14 protein-coding genes are annotated in these 18596 nt (G+C 53.5%); 13 read left to right on the top strand and 1 reads right to left on the bottom strand.

Features of this window, described 5'->3' with window-relative positions; translation table 11 throughout:
* Window positions 1-5: 5 nt before the first annotated feature.
* The 13 genes from lpxD (at window position 6) to RBT11_10660 (ending at window position 15481) form a co-directional block, all read left to right on the top strand.
* Entirely contained in the window at window positions 6-1040 is a 1035-nt protein-coding gene (gene lpxD, locus RBT11_10720) for a UDP-3-O-(3-hydroxymyristoyl)glucosamine N-acyltransferase (protein ID MDX9787242.1), read from the top strand.
* 14 nt (window positions 1041-1054) lie between these two features.
* A complete protein-coding gene (fabZ, locus tag RBT11_10715; GenBank protein MDX9787241.1) occupies window positions 1055-1501 on the top strand; it encodes a 3-hydroxyacyl-ACP dehydratase FabZ in 447 nt (148 codons plus the stop codon).
* The gene (gene lpxA, locus RBT11_10710; GenBank protein MDX9787240.1) at window positions 1498-2268 is read left to right on the top strand and encodes an acyl-ACP--UDP-N-acetylglucosamine O-acyltransferase; all 771 of its coding nucleotides are present in this window, start codon (window positions 1498-1500) and stop codon (window positions 2266-2268) included. Before fabZ ends, lpxA begins: the two co-directional genes overlap by 4 nt.
* 72 nt (window positions 2269-2340) lie before the next feature.
* Window positions 2341-3159 (top strand): UDP-2,3-diacylglucosamine diphosphatase LpxI, encoded by an 819-nt coding sequence (gene lpxI / locus RBT11_10705; GenBank protein MDX9787239.1) that lies wholly within the window; start codon window positions 2341-2343, stop codon window positions 3157-3159.
* A gap of 142 nt (window positions 3160-3301) precedes the next feature.
* Window positions 3302-4252 (top strand): Gfo/Idh/MocA family oxidoreductase, encoded by a 951-nt coding sequence (locus tag RBT11_10700; protein ID MDX9787238.1) that lies wholly within the window; start codon window positions 3302-3304, stop codon window positions 4250-4252.
* 13 nt (window positions 4253-4265) lie between these two features.
* Window positions 4266-5426 carry a lipid-A-disaccharide synthase gene (gene lpxB, locus RBT11_10695; protein MDX9787237.1) on the top strand — a complete coding sequence of 387 codons (1161 nt, stop codon included), beginning with the start codon at window positions 4266-4268 and terminating at the stop codon, window positions 5424-5426.
* Window positions 5423-6100 carry a lysophospholipid acyltransferase family protein gene (locus RBT11_10690; GenBank protein ID MDX9787236.1) on the top strand — a complete coding sequence of 226 codons (678 nt, stop codon included), beginning with the start codon at window positions 5423-5425 and terminating at the stop codon, window positions 6098-6100. The genes lpxB and RBT11_10690 overlap by 4 nt, the downstream gene beginning before the upstream one ends.
* Window positions 6101-6156: 56 nt before the next feature.
* Entirely contained in the window at window positions 6157-7923 is a 1767-nt protein-coding gene (gene msbA, locus RBT11_10685; GenBank protein MDX9787235.1) for a lipid A export permease/ATP-binding protein MsbA, read from the top strand.
* 83 nt (window positions 7924-8006) lie between these two features.
* Entirely contained in the window at window positions 8007-8213 is a 207-nt protein-coding gene (locus tag RBT11_10680) for a zinc ribbon domain-containing protein (GenBank protein ID MDX9787234.1), read from the top strand.
* A gap of 188 nt (window positions 8214-8401) precedes the next feature.
* Window positions 8402-10606: an ATP-dependent RecD-like DNA helicase gene (locus RBT11_10675; protein ID MDX9787233.1), complete on the top strand. Its 2205-nt coding sequence runs from the start codon at window positions 8402-8404 to the stop codon at window positions 10604-10606.
* Between the two features lie 53 nt (window positions 10607-10659).
* The gene (gene parE, locus RBT11_10670) at window positions 10660-12615 is read left to right on the top strand and encodes a DNA topoisomerase IV subunit B (GenBank protein ID MDX9787232.1); all 1956 of its coding nucleotides are present in this window, start codon (window positions 10660-10662) and stop codon (window positions 12613-12615) included.
* A gap of 28 nt (window positions 12616-12643) precedes the next feature.
* Window positions 12644-14914 (top strand): DNA topoisomerase IV subunit A, encoded by a 2271-nt coding sequence (gene parC / locus RBT11_10665; protein ID MDX9787231.1) that lies wholly within the window; start codon window positions 12644-12646, stop codon window positions 14912-14914.
* Between the two features lie 366 nt (window positions 14915-15280).
* A complete protein-coding gene (locus RBT11_10660) occupies window positions 15281-15481 on the top strand; it encodes a cold-shock protein (protein ID MDX9787230.1) in 201 nt (66 codons plus the stop codon).
* Between the two features lie 102 nt (window positions 15482-15583).
* On the opposite strand, the gene RBT11_10655 is transcribed toward RBT11_10660, so the two are convergent.
* Window positions 15584-18568 carry a DUF5752 family protein gene (locus RBT11_10655; protein MDX9787229.1) on the bottom strand — a complete coding sequence of 995 codons (2985 nt, stop codon included), beginning with the start codon at window positions 18566-18568 and terminating at the stop codon, window positions 15584-15586.
* Window positions 18569-18596 lie beyond the last annotated feature (28 nt).

Below are 18596 nucleotides of genomic sequence, written 5' to 3'. Positions count from 1 at the left end.
GTGTCATGGAACTGACCATTGCTGAAATTGCCCATATCGTAAATGGTGATGTCTGCGGGGATGCAACCAAGCGCATTCTAAGGGTTGCGGCATTTGACAGTGCCGGCGCGGACGATGTTACGTTTGCCATGAATCCGGAATTCGAGAAAAAGTTGGCATCCTGTGCGGCCGGTGCGGTCATTGTATCGCGCAAGGTGACGGCCGCCACCGGCAATCTGATTCGCGTGGATAATCCGCATGTGGCATTTGCCAAGATTATAGAGCGGTTGCATCCGGCGGAGTTGCCGGCACCCGGTATTCACACCTCTGCGGTGGTGGGACACCACTTTTGTTCCGGAAAGGATGTGTCCATTGCCGCCTGTGCGGTGATCGGTAATCATGTGGTATGCGGGTCGCGGGTGACCATTTACCCTTGCGTTGTTATTGGGGATGGCGTCGTGATCGGGGACGATGTGGTGATTTATCCGAATGTGACCATTTACGATCGCTGCCGGATTGGTAACCGGGTTACGATTCATGCCGGAACGGTTATCGGCAGTGAAGGATTTGGCTTTGCCCCGGACGGGGGCCAATACCATAAGGTGCCTCAGGTGGGGATTGTGCAGATTGACGATGATGTGGAACTCGGGGCATTGAATACCATCGATCGGGCGGCCTTGGGCAAAACCTGGATTCAGCGGGGCGTGAAGACGGATAATCAGGTGCATGTGGCGCATAACGTGGTGGTGGGGGAAGATACCATCATAGTGGCGCAGACGGGGATCGCCGGCAGCGTCACCATCGGAAAACACGTTATCATATTGGGCAAGGCCGGCGTGGCCGACCATCTGACAATCGGCGATAACGCCGTGATCGGCAATATGGCCGGTATCGGGAAGGATGTCGCCGCCGGAGAGGTTTTATCGGGTGCGCCTGCCATGCCGCATCGTACCTGGCTTAGAGTTCATCGGGATTTTCCTTCCCTGCCGGGTATGAAAAAAAAGATGGACGGGCTTGAAAAGCGACTATCGGCACTTGAGAAAAAAGAGAAAGAAAGTTGAGAGAGGAGTGACCCATGGAGACTGTATACGATATTCGGGAAATCATGAAGTTCCTGCCGCATCGGTATCCGTTTTTGCTGGTGGACCGCGTTATTGAGTCGGTTCCGGAGGAAAAGATTACCACCTTGAAAAATGTGACCATGAATGAGCCCTTTTTTCAGGGCCATTTTCCCGGCATGCCGGTAATGCCCGGTGTGTTGATTGTTGAGGCCATGGCCCAGACCGGCGGCATTTTGATCGTATCCGCCATGCCGCCGGAGCAGTATGGGGCACTGATGTATTTCATGGCCATGGATAAGGTTAAATTCAGAAAGGCGGTAGTGCCTGGCGATCAGCTGATCATCACGACAAGCATTCTGAAAAAGCGACGCAATACCGCAAAACTGGCTTGTACGGCCATGGTGGACGGCGCGGTTGCCGCGGAGGCGGAATTGATGGCCATGATTGAGGAGAAAAAATGATACATCCGACCGCGATTGTGAATTCAAAGGCTGAGCTGGATGAGAACGTGTCCGTCGGCGCGTATTCTATTATTCGGGAACATGTGAAGATCGGTGCCGGTACCGAGATCGGCCCTCATGTTGTCATTGATTCCTTTGTCAGTATTGGTCCGGCGTGTCGAATCTTTCAGTTTGCCGCCATCGGCGCGCCACCCCAGTCCCTTAAATTCGCAGGAGAGCAATCGCAGGTGAAGATCGGCCAAAAAACGATTATCCGTGAATTTGTAACGATTCACCGGGGAACCCAATTCGGCGGCGGCCTGACTGAAATCGGTGAGGAATGCTTTCTCATGAATTACACACACATTGCCCATGATTGCCGCGTCGGAAAGCAGGTGGTATTTGCCAATAACGCCACGCTGGCCGGCCATATCACGGTCGGCAACTATGCCACCGTGGGCGGCCTGGCTGCTATTCATCAGTTTGTGCGGATCGGCGATTATGCGTTTATCGGCGGCAAGGCGGCTGTGGTGAAAGACATTCCGCCCTATGTGATATCTTCCGGAGACCGGGCCAAGCTGCATGGACTCAACAGTGTCGGCCTGCAAAGACGTGGTTTTTCATCGCAAACCATCAATTTGCTGAAAAAAACCTATCGAATCATCTTTCGAATCGGTCTCACCTTGCGGGAAGCGGTGGAACGCGTAAAGGCGGAAGTGGACCAAATCCCTGAGGTGGTAAAATTTATTGAGTTTTTGGAAACTTCGGAGCGCGGTGTTACCCGATAACCCGGTGATGGGCGGCGGTGCGATGGCTTTGGTGATGCACTTGCCGCCTTCTTTTATGAAGTGTGCTGGCGAATGACAATCAAGCGAATTGGACTGATAGCGGGGAGCGGTCAGTTCCCCATCATTTTTTCCAAAATTGCCGGGGAAAAAGGGCATGCCGTATATGCGGTCGCCCACTTGAAGGAAACCGATCCCGCCCTTGAATCCCATGTGGAAGCGATCGAATGGATTCATCTGGGACAAGTCAAGCGGCTGTTGAAATTTTTTAGAAAACATGAAATTTCGGAAGCCGTAATGATGGGCGCTATTCAAAAGACGCGCATGTTTACCGACATACGGCCCGACACAAAGGCGCTGGCACTTGTCGCCGGCATGCGCCATACGCATGATGACGGCATTTTGCGGGCGTTTGCGGGGCTGCTGTCGCGTGAAGGAATTCAAATCCTGGCGTCCACCATGTTATTGCCCGAAATGCTGGCATCTCCCGGCTGCTGGACCAAACGAAAACCCACCAAGGATGAGTCCGCGGATATTGATTTAGGGTGGCGGCTGGCCAAAGAGATCGGCCGGCTCGACATTGGCCAGTGCATCGTCGTGGCGGGCGGCAGTGTGTTGGCGGTGGAAGCCATTGATGGCACGGATGCCACGATTCGGCGAGGGGGCGAGCTGGGAAAGGGACGCGCCGTGGTCGTAAAAGTAAGCAAGCCGACACAGGATAATCGCTTTGACATGCCGGCCGTGGGGGCTCAGACCATACGAACCATGCAGGCGGTTGGTGCCGGGGTTCTGGTGATCGAAGCAGGAAAGGCGGTCGTTTTCGACCGGGAAGAGATGATTTCGTTGGCGGACCAGTTCGGCATTGCCATTGTGGCTGGAAACCATTCGCAATAAATCCCTGATCCGGCAAAGCCGAAGGCTGGGATGCGGAGATGCATAAAAGCCATCTTTCACCTTCGGCGAATATGCACGCAAGTGCGGGCATGTTTCTGACAAAGGGTTTGATATAACAATAAGCGTGAATAAAATAGTGCCCATGAAAAAATTACGTGTCGGGGTTATCGGGGTGGGGTATCTGGGGAAATTCCACGCCGAGAAGTACGCCCAAATGGATAATGTGGATCTTGTCGGCATAGTCGATGTGAACCGGGAGCAGGCCCATCAGGTGGCGCAACAGGTGGGGACCCGCGCTTACCGGAATTATGAGGATCTTTTCGGTAAGGTCGACGCCGTGAGTGTGGTGACGCCGACCCCCGCTCATTTTGAAGTCAGCCGCGCCTTTTTGGAACGGGATGTGGATGTGCTCATTGAAAAACCGATCACCGTTACCCTGGATGAGGCCGATGCGTTGATTGATTTTGCCGAATCCCGCGGATTGATTATTCAGGTTGGTCATTTGGAGCGGTTTAACCCGGCCGTGATGGCGCTTCAGGATATTGTCAAGGTGCCTCGGTTTATCGAATCTCACCGGCTCAGCATTTTTAAACCCCGTGGCATTGATGTGAGCGTGGTCCTGGATTTAATGATTCATGATATCGATATCATTTTGAATTTTGTAAAGTCCGACGTGACGGATATTCGTGCGGCCGGCACCACGGTGATTACCGATGAAGTGGATATCGCCAATGCGCGCCTTGAGTTTCAAAACGGGTGTGTGGCCAATGTAACGGCCAGCCGAATTTCAGCGAAAAATGAGCGTAAAATTCGCCTGTTTCAGCGGGATGCCTATATTTCGGTTGATTTCGCCAATCAGGGGATCACGATTATTCGCCAGGATGATAATGGCGGGGAAGGAATTATTCCCGGCATGGCGATGCAGCAGCTCAGTTTTGCAAAGGCGGATGCACTGGCCGCGGAGATCAGCGCCTTTGTTTCTTGCGTGTTAACGCGCACGGTGCCTGAAGTTTCGGGCAAGGTCGGAAGGGACGCCTTGAAAATCGTTCTTCACATCATGGATCAGATTCAACTGACTCACCAGCGGTTTTAAGATGATACACGAAATGAAATCGATCGCCGGGGGCGCCAAGGTGATGATTATTGCCGGAGAAGCCTCCGGAGATCAGCACGGTGCCAAGGTCGTTCTTGCCATTCGGAATCGCTGGCCGGGCGTGTCTTTTTTTGGCATCGGCGGGCGAATGTTAAAGGCGGCCGGCGTTCAAGTCTTCATGGATGCTTCGCAAATGGCGGTGGTTGGCATTACGGAGGTTTTTTCCAAGTTTCCCATCCTCTTGAAGGCCATGCGCACGGCGAAACGATTGCTTCGCACGCTGAAACCGGATTTGTTAATATTAATCGATTTTCCGGATTTCAACCTGCATATCGCCGCCACCGCAAAGAAACTGGGAATTCCGGTACTTTATTATATTAGCCCGCAAATATGGGCTTGGCGTTCCGGCCGAGTTAAAAAAATTCGTGCACGGGTGGACCATATGGCGGTGATTCTGCCGTTTGAGGCGGCATTTTATGCGGATCATCGAGTGCCGGTTACGTTTGTAGGGCACCCTTTGCTGGATCATTCCCCGAGCGTGGCTGCGCCTCCGGCGGTTTCCCCCTCACGGGAAGCGATTGTCATCGGGCTGTTGCCCGGTTCCCGGGATCGGGAGGTGGTGCGCCTGTTTCCGCAGATGTTGGCCGCCGTCCCGATAATAAAACGCTCGTTTCCGAAGGCACGGTTTGTTATTTCGCTTTCTCCCAGCGTGGAACGCCCGCTGTTAGAATCCCTTTTGGCTTCTCATGCGCCGGGGATTGATTTTGAAATCGAAGACCGGGGTGTTCGAAAGATTTTTAAAAAAAGCACCTTGGTGGTGGCGACCTCGGGCACCGTTACACTGGAGGCGGCCATTGCCGGTATTCCATTTGTTCTCGTTTATAAGGTCTCGGCCTTGAGTTATGCCCTGGGTCGCCTCTTGATTCGTGTCAAGTACGCGGGCCTGGCAAACCTGATTGCCGGCAAAGAGGTCGCAACGGAGTTGTTGCAACATCGGGCGACCGGGCGCAATATCGCTGAAGCGGTGCTGTCCATGCTTCAAAATCCCGATGAACTGGAAAAGCGCCGTGACCAGTTGTTGGCGATAGGTGCGCAGTTGGGCGGCCCCGGCGCTTCAAACCGAGTTGCCGATATTGCCCTGTCGTTGATGGCCCAAAAGAGAACACCGGCATGAGCCTTTTCACGGACAACACGCCGGAGATTTGCTGGCGGCTGGTGGGCCTTTTGGGGAAATGGGCCATCGACCTGCTGGCGGGGTCTTTGCGCGTGGAAGTGATTGGGCATGAAAAGGTGCGTCCGATCATGGAAACACGACGCTTCATCTTAAGTTTCTGGCATTCCCGAATCCTTGTGATCAGCTTTATGCATAAAGGGTGGAACAGCGTTGTCATGGCCAGTCGTTCCGCGGACGGCGAAATTATCGCCCGGGTGATTGAACGGCAGGGGCACGCAGTGGTAAGGGGATCCACTGGCAAGGGAGGGCTTCGGGCATTGGCTCGTCAAATTAAGCTGTTAAATGAGAAAGACCGGCCGGGCGGCATGATTCCGGACGGTCCGCAAGGGCCACGTCACCGGGTTCAGCCGGGCATCATCGCCCTGGCGCAAAAGACGGGGTATCCCATTATTCCGGTAAGCTGTAGTGCGCGGAAACTAAAAGCGTTTCACAGCTGGGACCGCTTTATCGTACCCTACCCCTTTACCCGATGTCGGCTGGTTTATGGGAAGCCCATGGTTGTCCCCGGCAAGGCGTCCGCCCGCACACTCGAGGCCTGCCGCCTTCAGCTGGAGACGGAAATGCGGCGGATCACCTTCACCCATGACCGGCATTATGGCCATGAGCTTCTTTAATCCGTGCGATTGACTCCATCCCTGTTTTTCGATCGGGGAGATGGAAATATAACCCTATGAAAAAGATAGCACTGTTCAGTTTGACCGCTCGCCATAAGCGGATTTTGTCTCTAATAAAGGACAATCTGTTAAAACTGAGCCTGTCCATGCTTTGTTCGTTGGTGGTGTCCGGCTCCACGGCAGCGATCGCCTGGCTGTTAAAGCCGGTCATCGATGATATTTTTGTCCGGCATGATCTGACCATGTTGCGGGTGCTGCCCCTTGTGGTCATCGTTGTTTTTTTGATTCGCAGTTTCGGCATGTATGGGCAGGATTTTTTTATGAGTCAGGCGGGCCAGCGGGTCATTATGCAACTTCGGAACGCCCTGTACGATCGGATTCAGGATCTGCCGCTATCCTTTTTTCAGGCCGAGCGAACCGGCGTCCTGATGAGCCGCATCACCAACGATGTCAATGTCATTAAAGCGCTTGTCTCCGATGCCGTCAAGACAGCGGTACGGGACTGTTTCAGCATTGTCGCCCTGACCGGTGTCATTTTTTACCGGGACTGGCAATTGGCCCTTATCGCCATGGTGATTTTGCCGGTGGCTTTTTTCCCCGTCGTGGCGCTCGGGCGCAGGGTGCGTCAAATCAGCACGCGAAATCAGGAAACGCTGGCGGATATGAGCAGCTTTCTGCACGAGACCTTTGCCGGAAACAAAATCGTCAAGGCGTTCGGAATGGAACATTACGAGAAAAACAGGTTTTACGAAAAATCCCGCCATCTGTTTCGGCTTGAAATTAAAACCGTATCGGCCAAAGCGCTCTCACCCGCGGTGATGGAGCTATTGGCCGGTTTCGGCGTCGCCTTTATTATCTGGTACGGCGGCAGCCGGGTTTATGACGGGACCTCCACGCCCGGAACGCTGATCTCTTTTTTAACGGCGGTATTGCTGCTTTATGATCCCGTCAAAAAACTGAGCCGGGTGAATAACGTGATTCAGGAAGGATTGGCCGCCACGGACCGGGTGTTTGATATTATCGAGCGCGACTCGGATATTCAGGAGGCGGCAAATCCCGTTGTCATTCCCATGCGTCCCCATCGAGTGGTTTTTGAACATGTGTTTTTCAAATATGACGGTGCCGATGTCCTAATGGACATCGATTTGGATGTGCGGCCGGGTGAGATTTTGGCCTTGGTGGGAATGAGCGGCGGTGGAAAAACCACGCTGGTTAATCTCATCCCGCGGTTTTATGATGTTTCAAGGGGTGTTATACGCATTGACGGGGAAGATATTCGAAACGCGTCCCTGAAATCCCTGCGGGAACAGATCGCCGTTGTGACCCAGGAGCCGATCCTTTTCAATGATACGGTTCGCAACAATATCGCCTATGGAAATCCGAACGCCTCTTATGATGACATAGAGGCCGCGGCTCGCGCGGCCTATGCCTTCGATTTTATTCAACAGTTTCCCAAAGGCTTCGATACGACCATTGGCGAGCTGGGGGGGCGGTTGTCCGGCGGCGAAAAGCAACGCATCTGCATTGCCAGGGCGTTGCTGAAAAACGCGCCGATTCTGATTCTGGACGAGGCGACCAGCAGTCTGGATACGGAATCTGAAATGTGGGTGCAAAAGGCATTGGAAAACCTGATGCAGGGGCGAACCACCTTTGTCATTGCCCATCGGCTTTCCACCATCGCCCATGCCAACCGGATCATCGTGCTCGTCAACGGCCGGGTAATCGAGCAGGGTACCCACGATGAATTAATGGCCCAAGCCGGGGAATATTGCAAACTTCACCGCATGCAATTTTCCAATGGCGAGCACAAGGCTGCCCTTTGAAGCCGGCAAGGCTTTGATTTTAAAAACTTGACATCATGATAGGCAGTGCTTAAATAAGCCAGATTGTTTTGAGGAGGTTTTTTATGCCGATATATGAATATCAATGCAAAGAGTGCGGCCATTGCTTTGAGAGCCTGGTATTTTCAGGGGACGCGGCAATGCCGCATTGTCCGCAGTGTAACGGGGCGAATGTGGAGAAACTCATGTCCGCCGGTTGCGTGAGGGCTCAAGGCATTGCCACCGGGTCTGGCGGATTTAAACCGCCGCCATGCCGTCCGTCAGGGGGTTGATCGATTTAAAACGGGTATTCCAGGTTGGAATACGAAAAAAAAGCTGATAAGGAAAGGCCGCGTAATCAAGCGGCCTTTCTTTTTTGCGTGACGCCGGGGTTGTGTTTTCGCTTGATTTTGGTTAATGAATTCCGAGCAACCGTTCCGGCCCGTATTAGAAAACAACCACCCGCCAACCGATATGGTACATGGAAAAAAATAGCGAGCACCGTCTGGTGGACCTCAAGGGGCATATCGAGCGCATCACCTATACCAATGCGGAAAACGGCTATACGATTGCCCGGGTCAAAGTACCGGGAGATCCGCGGTTGGTGACCGTGGTGGGCAACATCATGGCGCCCACGGCCGGCGAGTTTTTGAGCATGAAAGGGGAGTGGATCAATCACCCCAAATACGGCGAGCAGTTCAAGGTGGTTTGGTATAAGACCACGATGCCGGCCACGGTTTACGGTATTCAGCGCTATCTCGGCTCGGGTCTCATCAAGGGGATCGGCCCTGTAATGGCCAGGCGGATCGTTACCGCGTTTGGAAAGGACACCCTCGATATCATCGAATCGAATGCCGGGCGGCTGGGTGAAGTTTCGGGCATCGGACGCAAACGGATAGATATGATACGGACGGCCTGGGAGGAGCAAAAAGAGATCCGGGCCGTGATGATGTTTCTTCAGGGGCATGGGGTCAGCGCCGCCTATGCGGCCAGGATTTTCAAGCAGTACGGAAACGAAGCCATTGCCGTTGTGAGTGAGAATCCGTACCGAATGGCCACGGATATTTTCGGCATCGGGTTTATCACCGCGGATCGGATCGCGCAAAATCTGGGGTTTGAAAAAGACTCGCCGGTTCGGGCACAGGCCGGCATTCTCTATGTCTTAAGCCAATTGGCCGATGCGGGGCATGTGTATTATCCCTTTGAGCCTCTTATTGAAAAATGCCTGGAAATCCTTGAAACCGGCCGGGAGATTATTCTGGATGCCTTTTCCACGCTGGTCGAAGAGCGCCGGATCATTATCGAAGATTTGGACCCCTGTATCGGGGACTTTCCGGAAAACAACAAAGCGGTCTATCTGGTCCAATTCCATGTCTGCGAGCGCAGCATCGCTTTTCGCTTAAAGGCGCTTCGGGATTTTATAGGCACGTTGCGTCCGTTGAATGCAGATAAGGCGCTTGAGTGGGTTCAGGCGCGGCTTTCGATTCATCTGGCGCAACAGCAGGTGGCTGCCGTCAAAAGTGCGCTTTATAATAAGGTGATGATTATCACCGGCGGGCCGGGAACCGGCAAAACCACCATCATTCATGCGATCTTAAAAATTTATGCCCGCATGAAAGGGCGTATTCTTTTGGCCGCCCCCACGGGCCGGGCCGCCAAACGAATGAGTGAAGCCACCGGTCAAGAGGCCAAAACCATTCACCGGCTTCTTGAGTACAGCCTTCAAAAAGGCGGATTTCAAAAGAATGACGAAACCCCTCTGGCATGCGATCTGATTATTGTTGATGAGGCCAGCATGATCGATACGGTCTTAATGCACCATTTGTTGAAAGCCATTCCGCCCAGCGCCACCTTTATTCTGGTGGGGGATGTACACCAGCTGCCCTCAGTTGGGCCGGGTGCCGTGCTGAAGGATATTATCGACTCCCAGGCCGTTCCGGTGGCGGAACTGAACGAAATTTTTCGCCAGGCGCAGCAGAGCAACATCATCGTGAATGCTCATAGAATCAACCGGGGACAAATGCCCATATGGCGGTCCAACGGGACGGGCAATGATTTTTTCTTTATTAAAAATGAAGACCCTGAAACAGCGCTCGCTGAAATTCTGGAGCTGGTTCATACCCGTATCCCGAAATGGAAAAATCTGGATCCGGTTGAAGACATACAGGTATTGACGCCCATGCACCGCGGGGTGGTGGGCGCCGCCAATCTGAACGAAGCGCTTCAAAATATCTTGAATCCCGGAGAGGACGGCATGATTCGCGGCAGCCGCAATTTTCGCGTTCGGGACAAGGTGATGCAAATAAAAAATAATTACGACAAGGAAGTCTATAACGGGGATATCGGGAGAATCACCCATATCGATGCCGAGGCGCAGTGCCTGACGATTACCTTTGACGGTCGCCCCGTTGTATACGATTATACCGAGATGGATGAAATCGTATTGGCCTATGCCGTATCGGTGCATAAGGCGCAGGGCTCGGAATACCCGGTGGTGGTAATGCCAGTGCTGATACAACACTATATGCTATTGCAGCGGAATTTGATATATACGGCCGTCACCCGGGGCAAGAACCTCGTGGTGCTGGTCGGTACGCATAAAGCACTGGCCATCGGCATTCATAACAACAAGACAGCCGGCAGATACACCTCTTTGCGGCAGCGGCTGATGTCGCTTGAAGGATGAATATGGTTTTGGTTCGTTACCCCGAAAGTTGAATGTATAACTGAAAGAAGGCTATGGCATACCAGGATTACACGGCGGAAGCCATCGAGGTGCTCAGCGGTTTGGACCCGGTTCGGCGAAGACCGGGCATGTATACGGATACTTCCCGGCCCAATCATCTGGCGCATGAGGTGGTGGATAACAGTGTCGATGAGGCGATTGCAGGCCACGCCAAATGTATCGATATCACACTTCACGCGGATGATTCCCTGGAGGTGTCGGATGACGGCCGGGGAATGCCCGTGGATATTCATCCGGAAGAAGGCATTCCCGGTGTGGAATTGATTCTGACCCGGTTGCATGCCGGCGCAAAATTTTCCAATAAAAGCTACCGGTTTTCAGGCGGGTTGCACGGGGTCGGCGTATCGGTCGTCAATGCGCTCTCCGCGAGGCTCGAAGTGGAAATCAAGCGGGACGGAAACAAGTATACGATGGGATTTGCCGGCGGTGAAAAGGTGCGCGATCTGGCGGAGGCAGGTTCCGTGGGGCGGCGCAATACCGGCACGACGATTCGGTTCTGGCCGGACCCGAAATATTTTGATACGCCGAAATTCTCCCTTCGGCCCTTGCTGCATGCCTTGCGGGCCAAGGCGGTGCTTTGCCCGGGGCTTACGGTTCGCTTTTTAAACGCGCAAACGGGTGAGACGAATCATTGGCATTATGCGGGCGGGTTGCAGGATTATTTGTTGGAGTGCGCCAAAGAAAGCGTCTTGCTGCCGGAAGAAGCCTTTTCCGGTAAGTTTGAAGGCCGCGCAGAGACCGTGTCCTGGGCGGTCGCCTGGATGCCCGAGGGCGGGGAGGTCGTGGCGGAAAGCTATGTGAATTTGATTCCCACGGTTCTGGGCGGCACCCATGTGAACGGATTTCGAACGGGACTTCTGGCCTCGATTCGTGAATTTTGCGACTTTAGAAAATTGTTGCCCAGAGGGGTTAAGATCGGCCCGGAGGATATCTGGGACCGGTGCAGTTATGTCCTTTCCGCCATGATGCTGGATCCCCAGTTTTCCGGTCAAACCAAGGAGCGGCTCACCTCCCGGCAAAGTGCCACGTTTGTTTCCGCAGTGGTCAAGGATGCGTTCAGCCTGTGGTTGAACCAGCATACGGATGTGGGTGAGTTGATTGCCGAGATGGCGATCGGCAATGCGCAGCGCCGGTTGCGTGCCGGCAAGTTGGTGGAGCGAAAGAAGGTGACGAGCGGACCCGCGCTTCCCGGCAAACTGGCCGACTGTGTGGGCCAGGATCCTTCGCAAAGCGAGCTTTTCCTGGTGGAAGGCGATTCCGCGGGCGGCAGCGCCAAGCAGGCCCGGGATCGGCAGTTTCAGGCCATCATGCCGCTGCGGGGCAAAATACTCAATACCTGGGAGGTTGATAACGCGCTTCTGCTCGCCTCAAAGGAGATTCACGATATCTCCGTGGCGATCGGCGTTGATCCCGGATCCGAAGATATTTCCGGCCTTCGATACGGCAAGGTATGCATTTTGGCGGATGCGGATTCGGACGGTCTTCATATCGCGACCCTGCTTTGCGCTCTTTTTTTGCGCCACTTCAAGCCCCTGGTGTCGGGCGGGCATGTGTATGTGGCCATGCCGCCGCTGTATCGAATCGATGTCGGAAAATCGGTCTATTATGCACTGGATGAGGCGGAGAAACAGGGGGTTATCGACCGGATCACGGCGGAAAAGCCGACCGGCAAAATCAATGTGCAACGGTTCAAGGGGCTTGGCGAAATGAACCCCCTGCAATTGCGGGAAACCACCATGGCGCCCGACACACGCCGTCTGGTGCAATTGACCCTGGATGCTGAAGCTTCCACGTTTCAAATGATGGACATGCTGCTGGCAAAGAAGCGGGCCAAAGATCGGAGAGAGTGGCTGGAGGCCAAAGGCGGATTGTCTCATGTGGAGGCGGTGAATGCGGTGATGCCCGTTGAGCCCGTTTCGCCGGAAAGCGACCTTGCATCGGTTGAATAACGATCGCTTAAGTAAAAGCAGAGGGGCCATGGAAACCATACAGATCAGTGAGGACGGCATCGAGCAACTGCCGATGCAGGTGTTTACCGAGCGCGCTTATCGCGATTATGCCATGTATGTGATTCTCGATCGCGCGCTGCCGCATATCGGGGACGGATTAAAGCCGGTTCAGCGGCGGATTATTTATGCCATGAGCGATCTCGGGCTCAATGCGGGTGCCAAGTATAAAAAGTCGGCCAGGACGGTGGGGGATGTGCTCGGCAAATTCCATCCCCACGGGGATTCGGCCTGCTACGAAGCCATGGTGCTGATGGCGCAGTCCTTTTCCTATCGCTATCCCCTCATCGACGGCCAGGGCAACTGGGGCGCGCCGGATGATCCCAAATCCTTTGCCGCCATGCGCTATACCGAGTGCCGATTGTCCGGTTATGCCGAGATTTTGCTCGGTGAGCTGGGGCTGGGGACCGTCGAATGGGGGCCGAATTTCGACGGCACGCTCAAAGAGCCGCTGGGCCTGCCTGCCCGGCTGCCGAATCTGTTGTTGAACGGCGCTTCGGGAATCGCCGTCGGCATGGCCACCGATATCCCGCCGCATAACTTAACGGAAGTGGCGCAGGCCTGCCTTCATTTGCTGGACCACCCGAATGCGGATGTGGCGGCGCTTTGCGAGTTTATTCAAGGCCCCGACTTTCCGACCGAAGCCGAGATTATAACCCCGCGCGAGGAATTGCGGGCCATGTATGAGACCGGAATCGGCAATTTCAGAATGCGGGCGGTCTATACGCGTGAAAACGGCGACATCGTGATCACGGCCTTGCCGCACCAGACCTCCGGCGCCAAAGTGCTGGAGCAGATTGCGGCTCAGATGCAGGCGAAAAAATTACCCATGGTGGCGGATTTGCGGGATGAATCGGATCATGAGGAGCCGACTCGCCTGGTCATTGTGCCCAGATCCGGCCGGGTGGACGTGGACGCGCTCATGGCCCATTTGTTCGCGACAACGGATCTGGAAAAACCCTATCGGGCGAATTTTAACGTCATCGGGCTGGATGGGTATCCCCAGGTAAAGGGGTTAAGGACGCTGCTCGATGAATGGCTGACCTTTCGAACCGAAACCGTGCGCAGACGGTTGCGACACCGGCTGGATAAGGTTCTTGACCGGATCGAGGTTCTGGCCGGGCTGTTGATCGCCTATTTGAATATTGATGAGGTGATTGCGATCATTCGCTATGAAGATTCGCCAAAGCCGGTGTTGATGCAACGGTTCGCTTTGAGCGAACGGCAGGCCGAAGCCATTCTTGAGATCAAGCTTCGTCACCTCGCCAAACTGGAAGAGATTAAAATACGCGGCGAAAACGATGCCCTTTCGCAGGAGCGGGACAGGCTGGAAAAAACGCTGGATTCAAAAACCCGGCTGATGGCGTTGATACGCAAAGAGTTGGCCGAAGATGTAAAAAAATATGGCGATAGAAGACGCTCCCCGCTGGCGCAGCGGGAAGAGGCCAAAGCGCTTTCCCAGGTGGAGATGACGCCCAGTGAGCCGGTCACGGTGATCCTCTCCCAAAAAGGCTGGGTGAGAGCGGCCAAGGGGCACGACGTGGACCCGGAAACGCTGAGCTATAAGGCAGGGGATATGTTTCTTGAAGCCGCCAAGGGCCGAAGCAATCAATCCGCCATCTTTTTTGATTCCACGGGGCGAAGTTACATGCTTCCCGCACACGGCCTGCCTTCCGCCCGCGGGCAGGGCGAACCGCTCAGCGGAAGGCTCACCTTGTTGCCCGGCGCTGCTGTGATTTCCGTTTTGATGGGGGAGCCGACACAGCCGGTACTGATCGCCAGCGATGCCGGATATGGGTTTATTGCCGAATTGAATGATCTTGTCACACGCAATAAAAATGGAAAAGCCGTATTATCCCTGCCCCAAAACGCCCTGCCGCTTCGGCCGTTTTTTGTCGGCGATATTCCCCGTGCGCTGTTAGCGACGGTTACCAGTGAGGGGCGCATGCTTCTTTTTCCGCTTAAGGAGTTGCCGACCTTGGGGCGTGGCAAAGGAAACAAAATCATCCAAATTCCCGCCTTTCGTGCCAAGGCCCGAGAGGAATTGCTGACACATCTTGCCGTGATGATGCCCGAGGATTCGCTTTCCATTCAAGCCGGAAAACGGGTGCTGACCTTAAAGCCGGGAAATTTAGCCCAATTCGTCGGAATTCGCGGACGCCGGGGTCAGAAGCTGCCGAGAGGATTTCAGAATGTGGAGCGACTGGAGGTGCAGAGTCTTTTGCCGCAAGCCTTCCCCTGATGGTTTTTTCTGAATTTTCCGATTGATACTATCAGATATAATTTGACAAATGGTGAATGATAAGATAACGAGTTTCTCAAAAGCTGTTATAATGAATGATTATTGCGTTAAGCCATAGGGTTATTTTCACGGTGAGCGTTGTCCTCGATTTATACTTTCCGCACCGCAAGGCTATCCTATTGGTTTTTCCCGAAACCCTCGGAGTGAATAAAACAAGTCGTTTTATTTCAAATGATTATATTTTATGGCCGAATGGGTTTATGCCCGCTTGACGGGCGGCCCGGCAGGGTAAAATCGTCTGAACGGATTCGGCGATTTTTTGCGCGATGCCGGCAGGAATCATCTTTTATTCGGGAGGGGAGCATTATGGCAAATGGCGTTGTAAAATGGTTTAATGACAAAAAAGGGTTTGGTTTTATTGAACAGGAAAGCGGCTCGGATGTGTTTGTTCATTACACCGCTATCAGTGGATCCGGTTTTAAGACCCTCGCTGAAGGGGATGCGGTGAGCTTTGATATTGAACAAGGCAACAAGGGGCCTTCCGCCAAAAATGTATTAAAGATATAATTGCGGCGAGAATTCGGGCATGCCTTTCACACCGGAAGACGGCATGCCCGAAGGGCTTTTTTGTTTCAGGTTTCGCCGGCGCAGGCACCGTTTGATTCCCGATTATTTTAAGAGAACGGCCGTTGATTGTTTTCCGTCTATTTTAATGGAAATCGGCGATAGGCACTTGGCCAGCCGAGCGTGGTCCGTTTCTTTTTTCGTCGGCAGCCGGTTGAGCCAATCCCAGTCGATAAAGTCCGTCTCGTTTGCCCTGACCGTAATATAACTGGCGCCCATGGCGGTCAGGTTATGAAAAAAATGGGTTCCCTGAGAAGGGGCTGCCTGAAGATTTTTAGCGGTTGTTTCCACGATGACACTGGCCTGTGAGATATCGTGCCATTTTACCGGAATGCCGAGCCATCGATCGGCTGAGCCCCATCGGCCGGGACCGATCAACAGGTATTGTTTGTTTTCCTTTCTGAGCTGTTGATTGAACTTGCTGATTTCGCCGGCGATGGTGATGGTGTCGGCCGGGTTGAAAGTTTCCGGTTTTACAAAAACAATCCGATCGATGTGTTGGAAATATCCGTTGCCCAACGCCATGGTGGAATAGCAAAAGGCCTTACCGATCTCCTCGGGATGAATTTTAACATCCGTTTGAAAGTGCCCGCAGGCCATGGGGCGAATCTGAAGCAGGGAGAAACTCGGACTTTGGCATGGCTCCGGGAGCGAATCATCCGCTAATGAGGCGGCAAATTCGATTTCCACGGGAGCGCCCATTCCTTTGCGGCCAATGATGAGCATGTCCATAAGCAACTTCGGTAGCGGGATTGTATTATATTTAAGAATCGTCGCGAAGGTCAGCACCCGGTGCCCGGTTGACCGGCCAATGTCACGAATGCGATGCTCTGAAGCGACATAGGTGCTTGACAGGAACCTGACCGGCGGGTGATCTTCGACTGTATCCATATCAAGTGCGACAAGCCGGGAATTTTCTTCGATGTCCGCCGAGGTGTTGGTGCGTGACATATCCAGTGCGTAAAAGCGTCGCTGGGAATGGTTTAAAATTTCATCCACGCTGGAAAAACCCGGCAGGAACCTCGGGTGGTTGGGTGAAAACCGAAGGGAGGCACCGCCGTCTACCACTGTTTTTCCCAATCCGAGTGCTATGTGGGCAACCCCGTCTTCCGGTTTCTGCGGGGAAACCGGATAATAGTTATAGGACTGCACCACACCGGACAGTGCGGGATAATAATAGTCGCCATAGCGTTTGCCAACAATTTCCTGAATGATAACCGCCATCTTCTCTTCTTCAATCCGGTGAATCGTGCTGGCGGCATAGGCGCGCGGGGCTTCCAGATAGGTGGATGCGTATACCAGCTTGACGGCGGAAACCAGGTGTGCGAGCCGATTCAACAGCTCGGTATCATTGTTCGGGAGCATATAGGTTTGATAGATGCCCGCGAAAGGTTGATACTGGGCGTCTTCGAGAAGGCTTGAAGATCTGACGGCTAAGGGATAATCGGCATGTGAAAGAAAGATCTTCAGTTTATTCTCAAGCCAGTCCGGCAACTGCGCGGAAAGAAACGCCGCCTTAATTTGCGCATCGCTCAGCGTGTCAAAGGGCAAATCTTTGAGAGGGTTCTCACTGAGAAAGGCATCAAAACCGTCGGTAGTAACGACGAGCGTTTTGGGAATTCGAATGTCGATTTCGGGAAAGGCGTCTTGCAGTGCCGGATTTTCCTTGATTAGCGTAGAGATAAAGGCGAGGCTTCGGGCTTTGCCGCCCAGGGATCCTTTTCCGATTTTAATAAAATCATAATCCGGATCGATGTTGTCATCCACAAAATCCGTGATGTGGCCCCGTTGCCGACTTTTTCGCTGATCGCGAATGCAGGTGATCAGATAGTTCCGCAAGTCCTCTTCGTTGCCGAAATCCGTCACCTTCACCGGCCGAAGCTTGCTTGCCAGCTGAACTTCCGCCCGGGCCATGAGCCAGATGGAGAAGTCGTTCCGGCCGCCATGGTAATAGATCGATTCCGACGGAATTATTGCCAGCAGTTTTTCCATCGCGCGCAGGTTTTCCGCTCGCCCCTGTATTTCACCCGTGGGCAGCCGAAAAATAAAGTCGCCGAATCCGAGGTGAGTAGTGAAAAACGCGCGGATTTCCGTAAGGAATATAGCTGCATTTTTATTGATGAAGGCGGTTGACAGGGATTCTGCTTTTTTCCGATTGGTTTCCTCGGAACTTAACATCAGCCGCGCGACATTCGGATTTTCATGTTGAATCATTGACAGAAGGGAGAAGCCTGCGTGCTCGTCCGGTTGTCCGTTTCTGTGAAAACGGACATCGGAAATAACGGCCAGAAGGTAAGGGGTGAAGCGTCGGTAAAGTGCTTCAGCCTCTTCAAAGGTTTCCGCCACCAGAATTTTAGGCCGCGCCCGCATTCTCAGCAGTCGATGTTCCTCGTTAATCGATTCTTCAATGACCCGTTGCGTTTGGGTCACGACTTCCTTATATAACAGCGGAATGATGGAAGACGCGTAAATCGGAGAGTCCTCAACCAGTATGATCACGCGCACCAGCGCGTTCCGGGTGTCAAACTCCACGTTTCTGCGATCTTCGACCGTCTTGATCAGCGCCAGGAGCAGGTCCGTATTGCCGCTCCACACATATATCTTGTCAAACACGTCTATCGCCGGTTGATTTTGCCGTGAAAGATCCGGTGCGGTGGAATGGGTCAACAGAAAGACCGGCAGATCGGGTGTGTTTTGTTTTATTTTCCGCCCCAGTTCATAGGGATTCATATCGTCGAGGCGGGGCATGGTGATCACGATATCGTAGCTTGCATCGGACAGGGCGGCTAATGCCTCCCGGGCCGTGGATACCCAGGTGAGCCGAGGCGGTCTGGAAAGATTGAGGCCCCGGTATTCATCAATGATTCTTCCGGCTATCCGGCCATCTTCCTCCATGATAAACGCATCATAGGGGCTTGATACCAAAAGAATATTTTGAACCTTCCACGGCATTAACTCGTGGAACACCTTAAACGATGGATAGAGTCGGTCCGTATAGCGATACTGCCGGCACGAGACGTCGGTGTTCATTCCGGGCTTGCCTCCAAGGGGATAAGAA

This window comes from Desulfobacterales bacterium, from assembly GCA_034003325.1.
GTDB lineage: Bacteria > Desulfobacterota > Desulfobacteria > Desulfobacterales > JAFDDL01 > JAVEYW01.
This window is presented reverse-complemented; position numbering and strand designations above follow the sequence as displayed.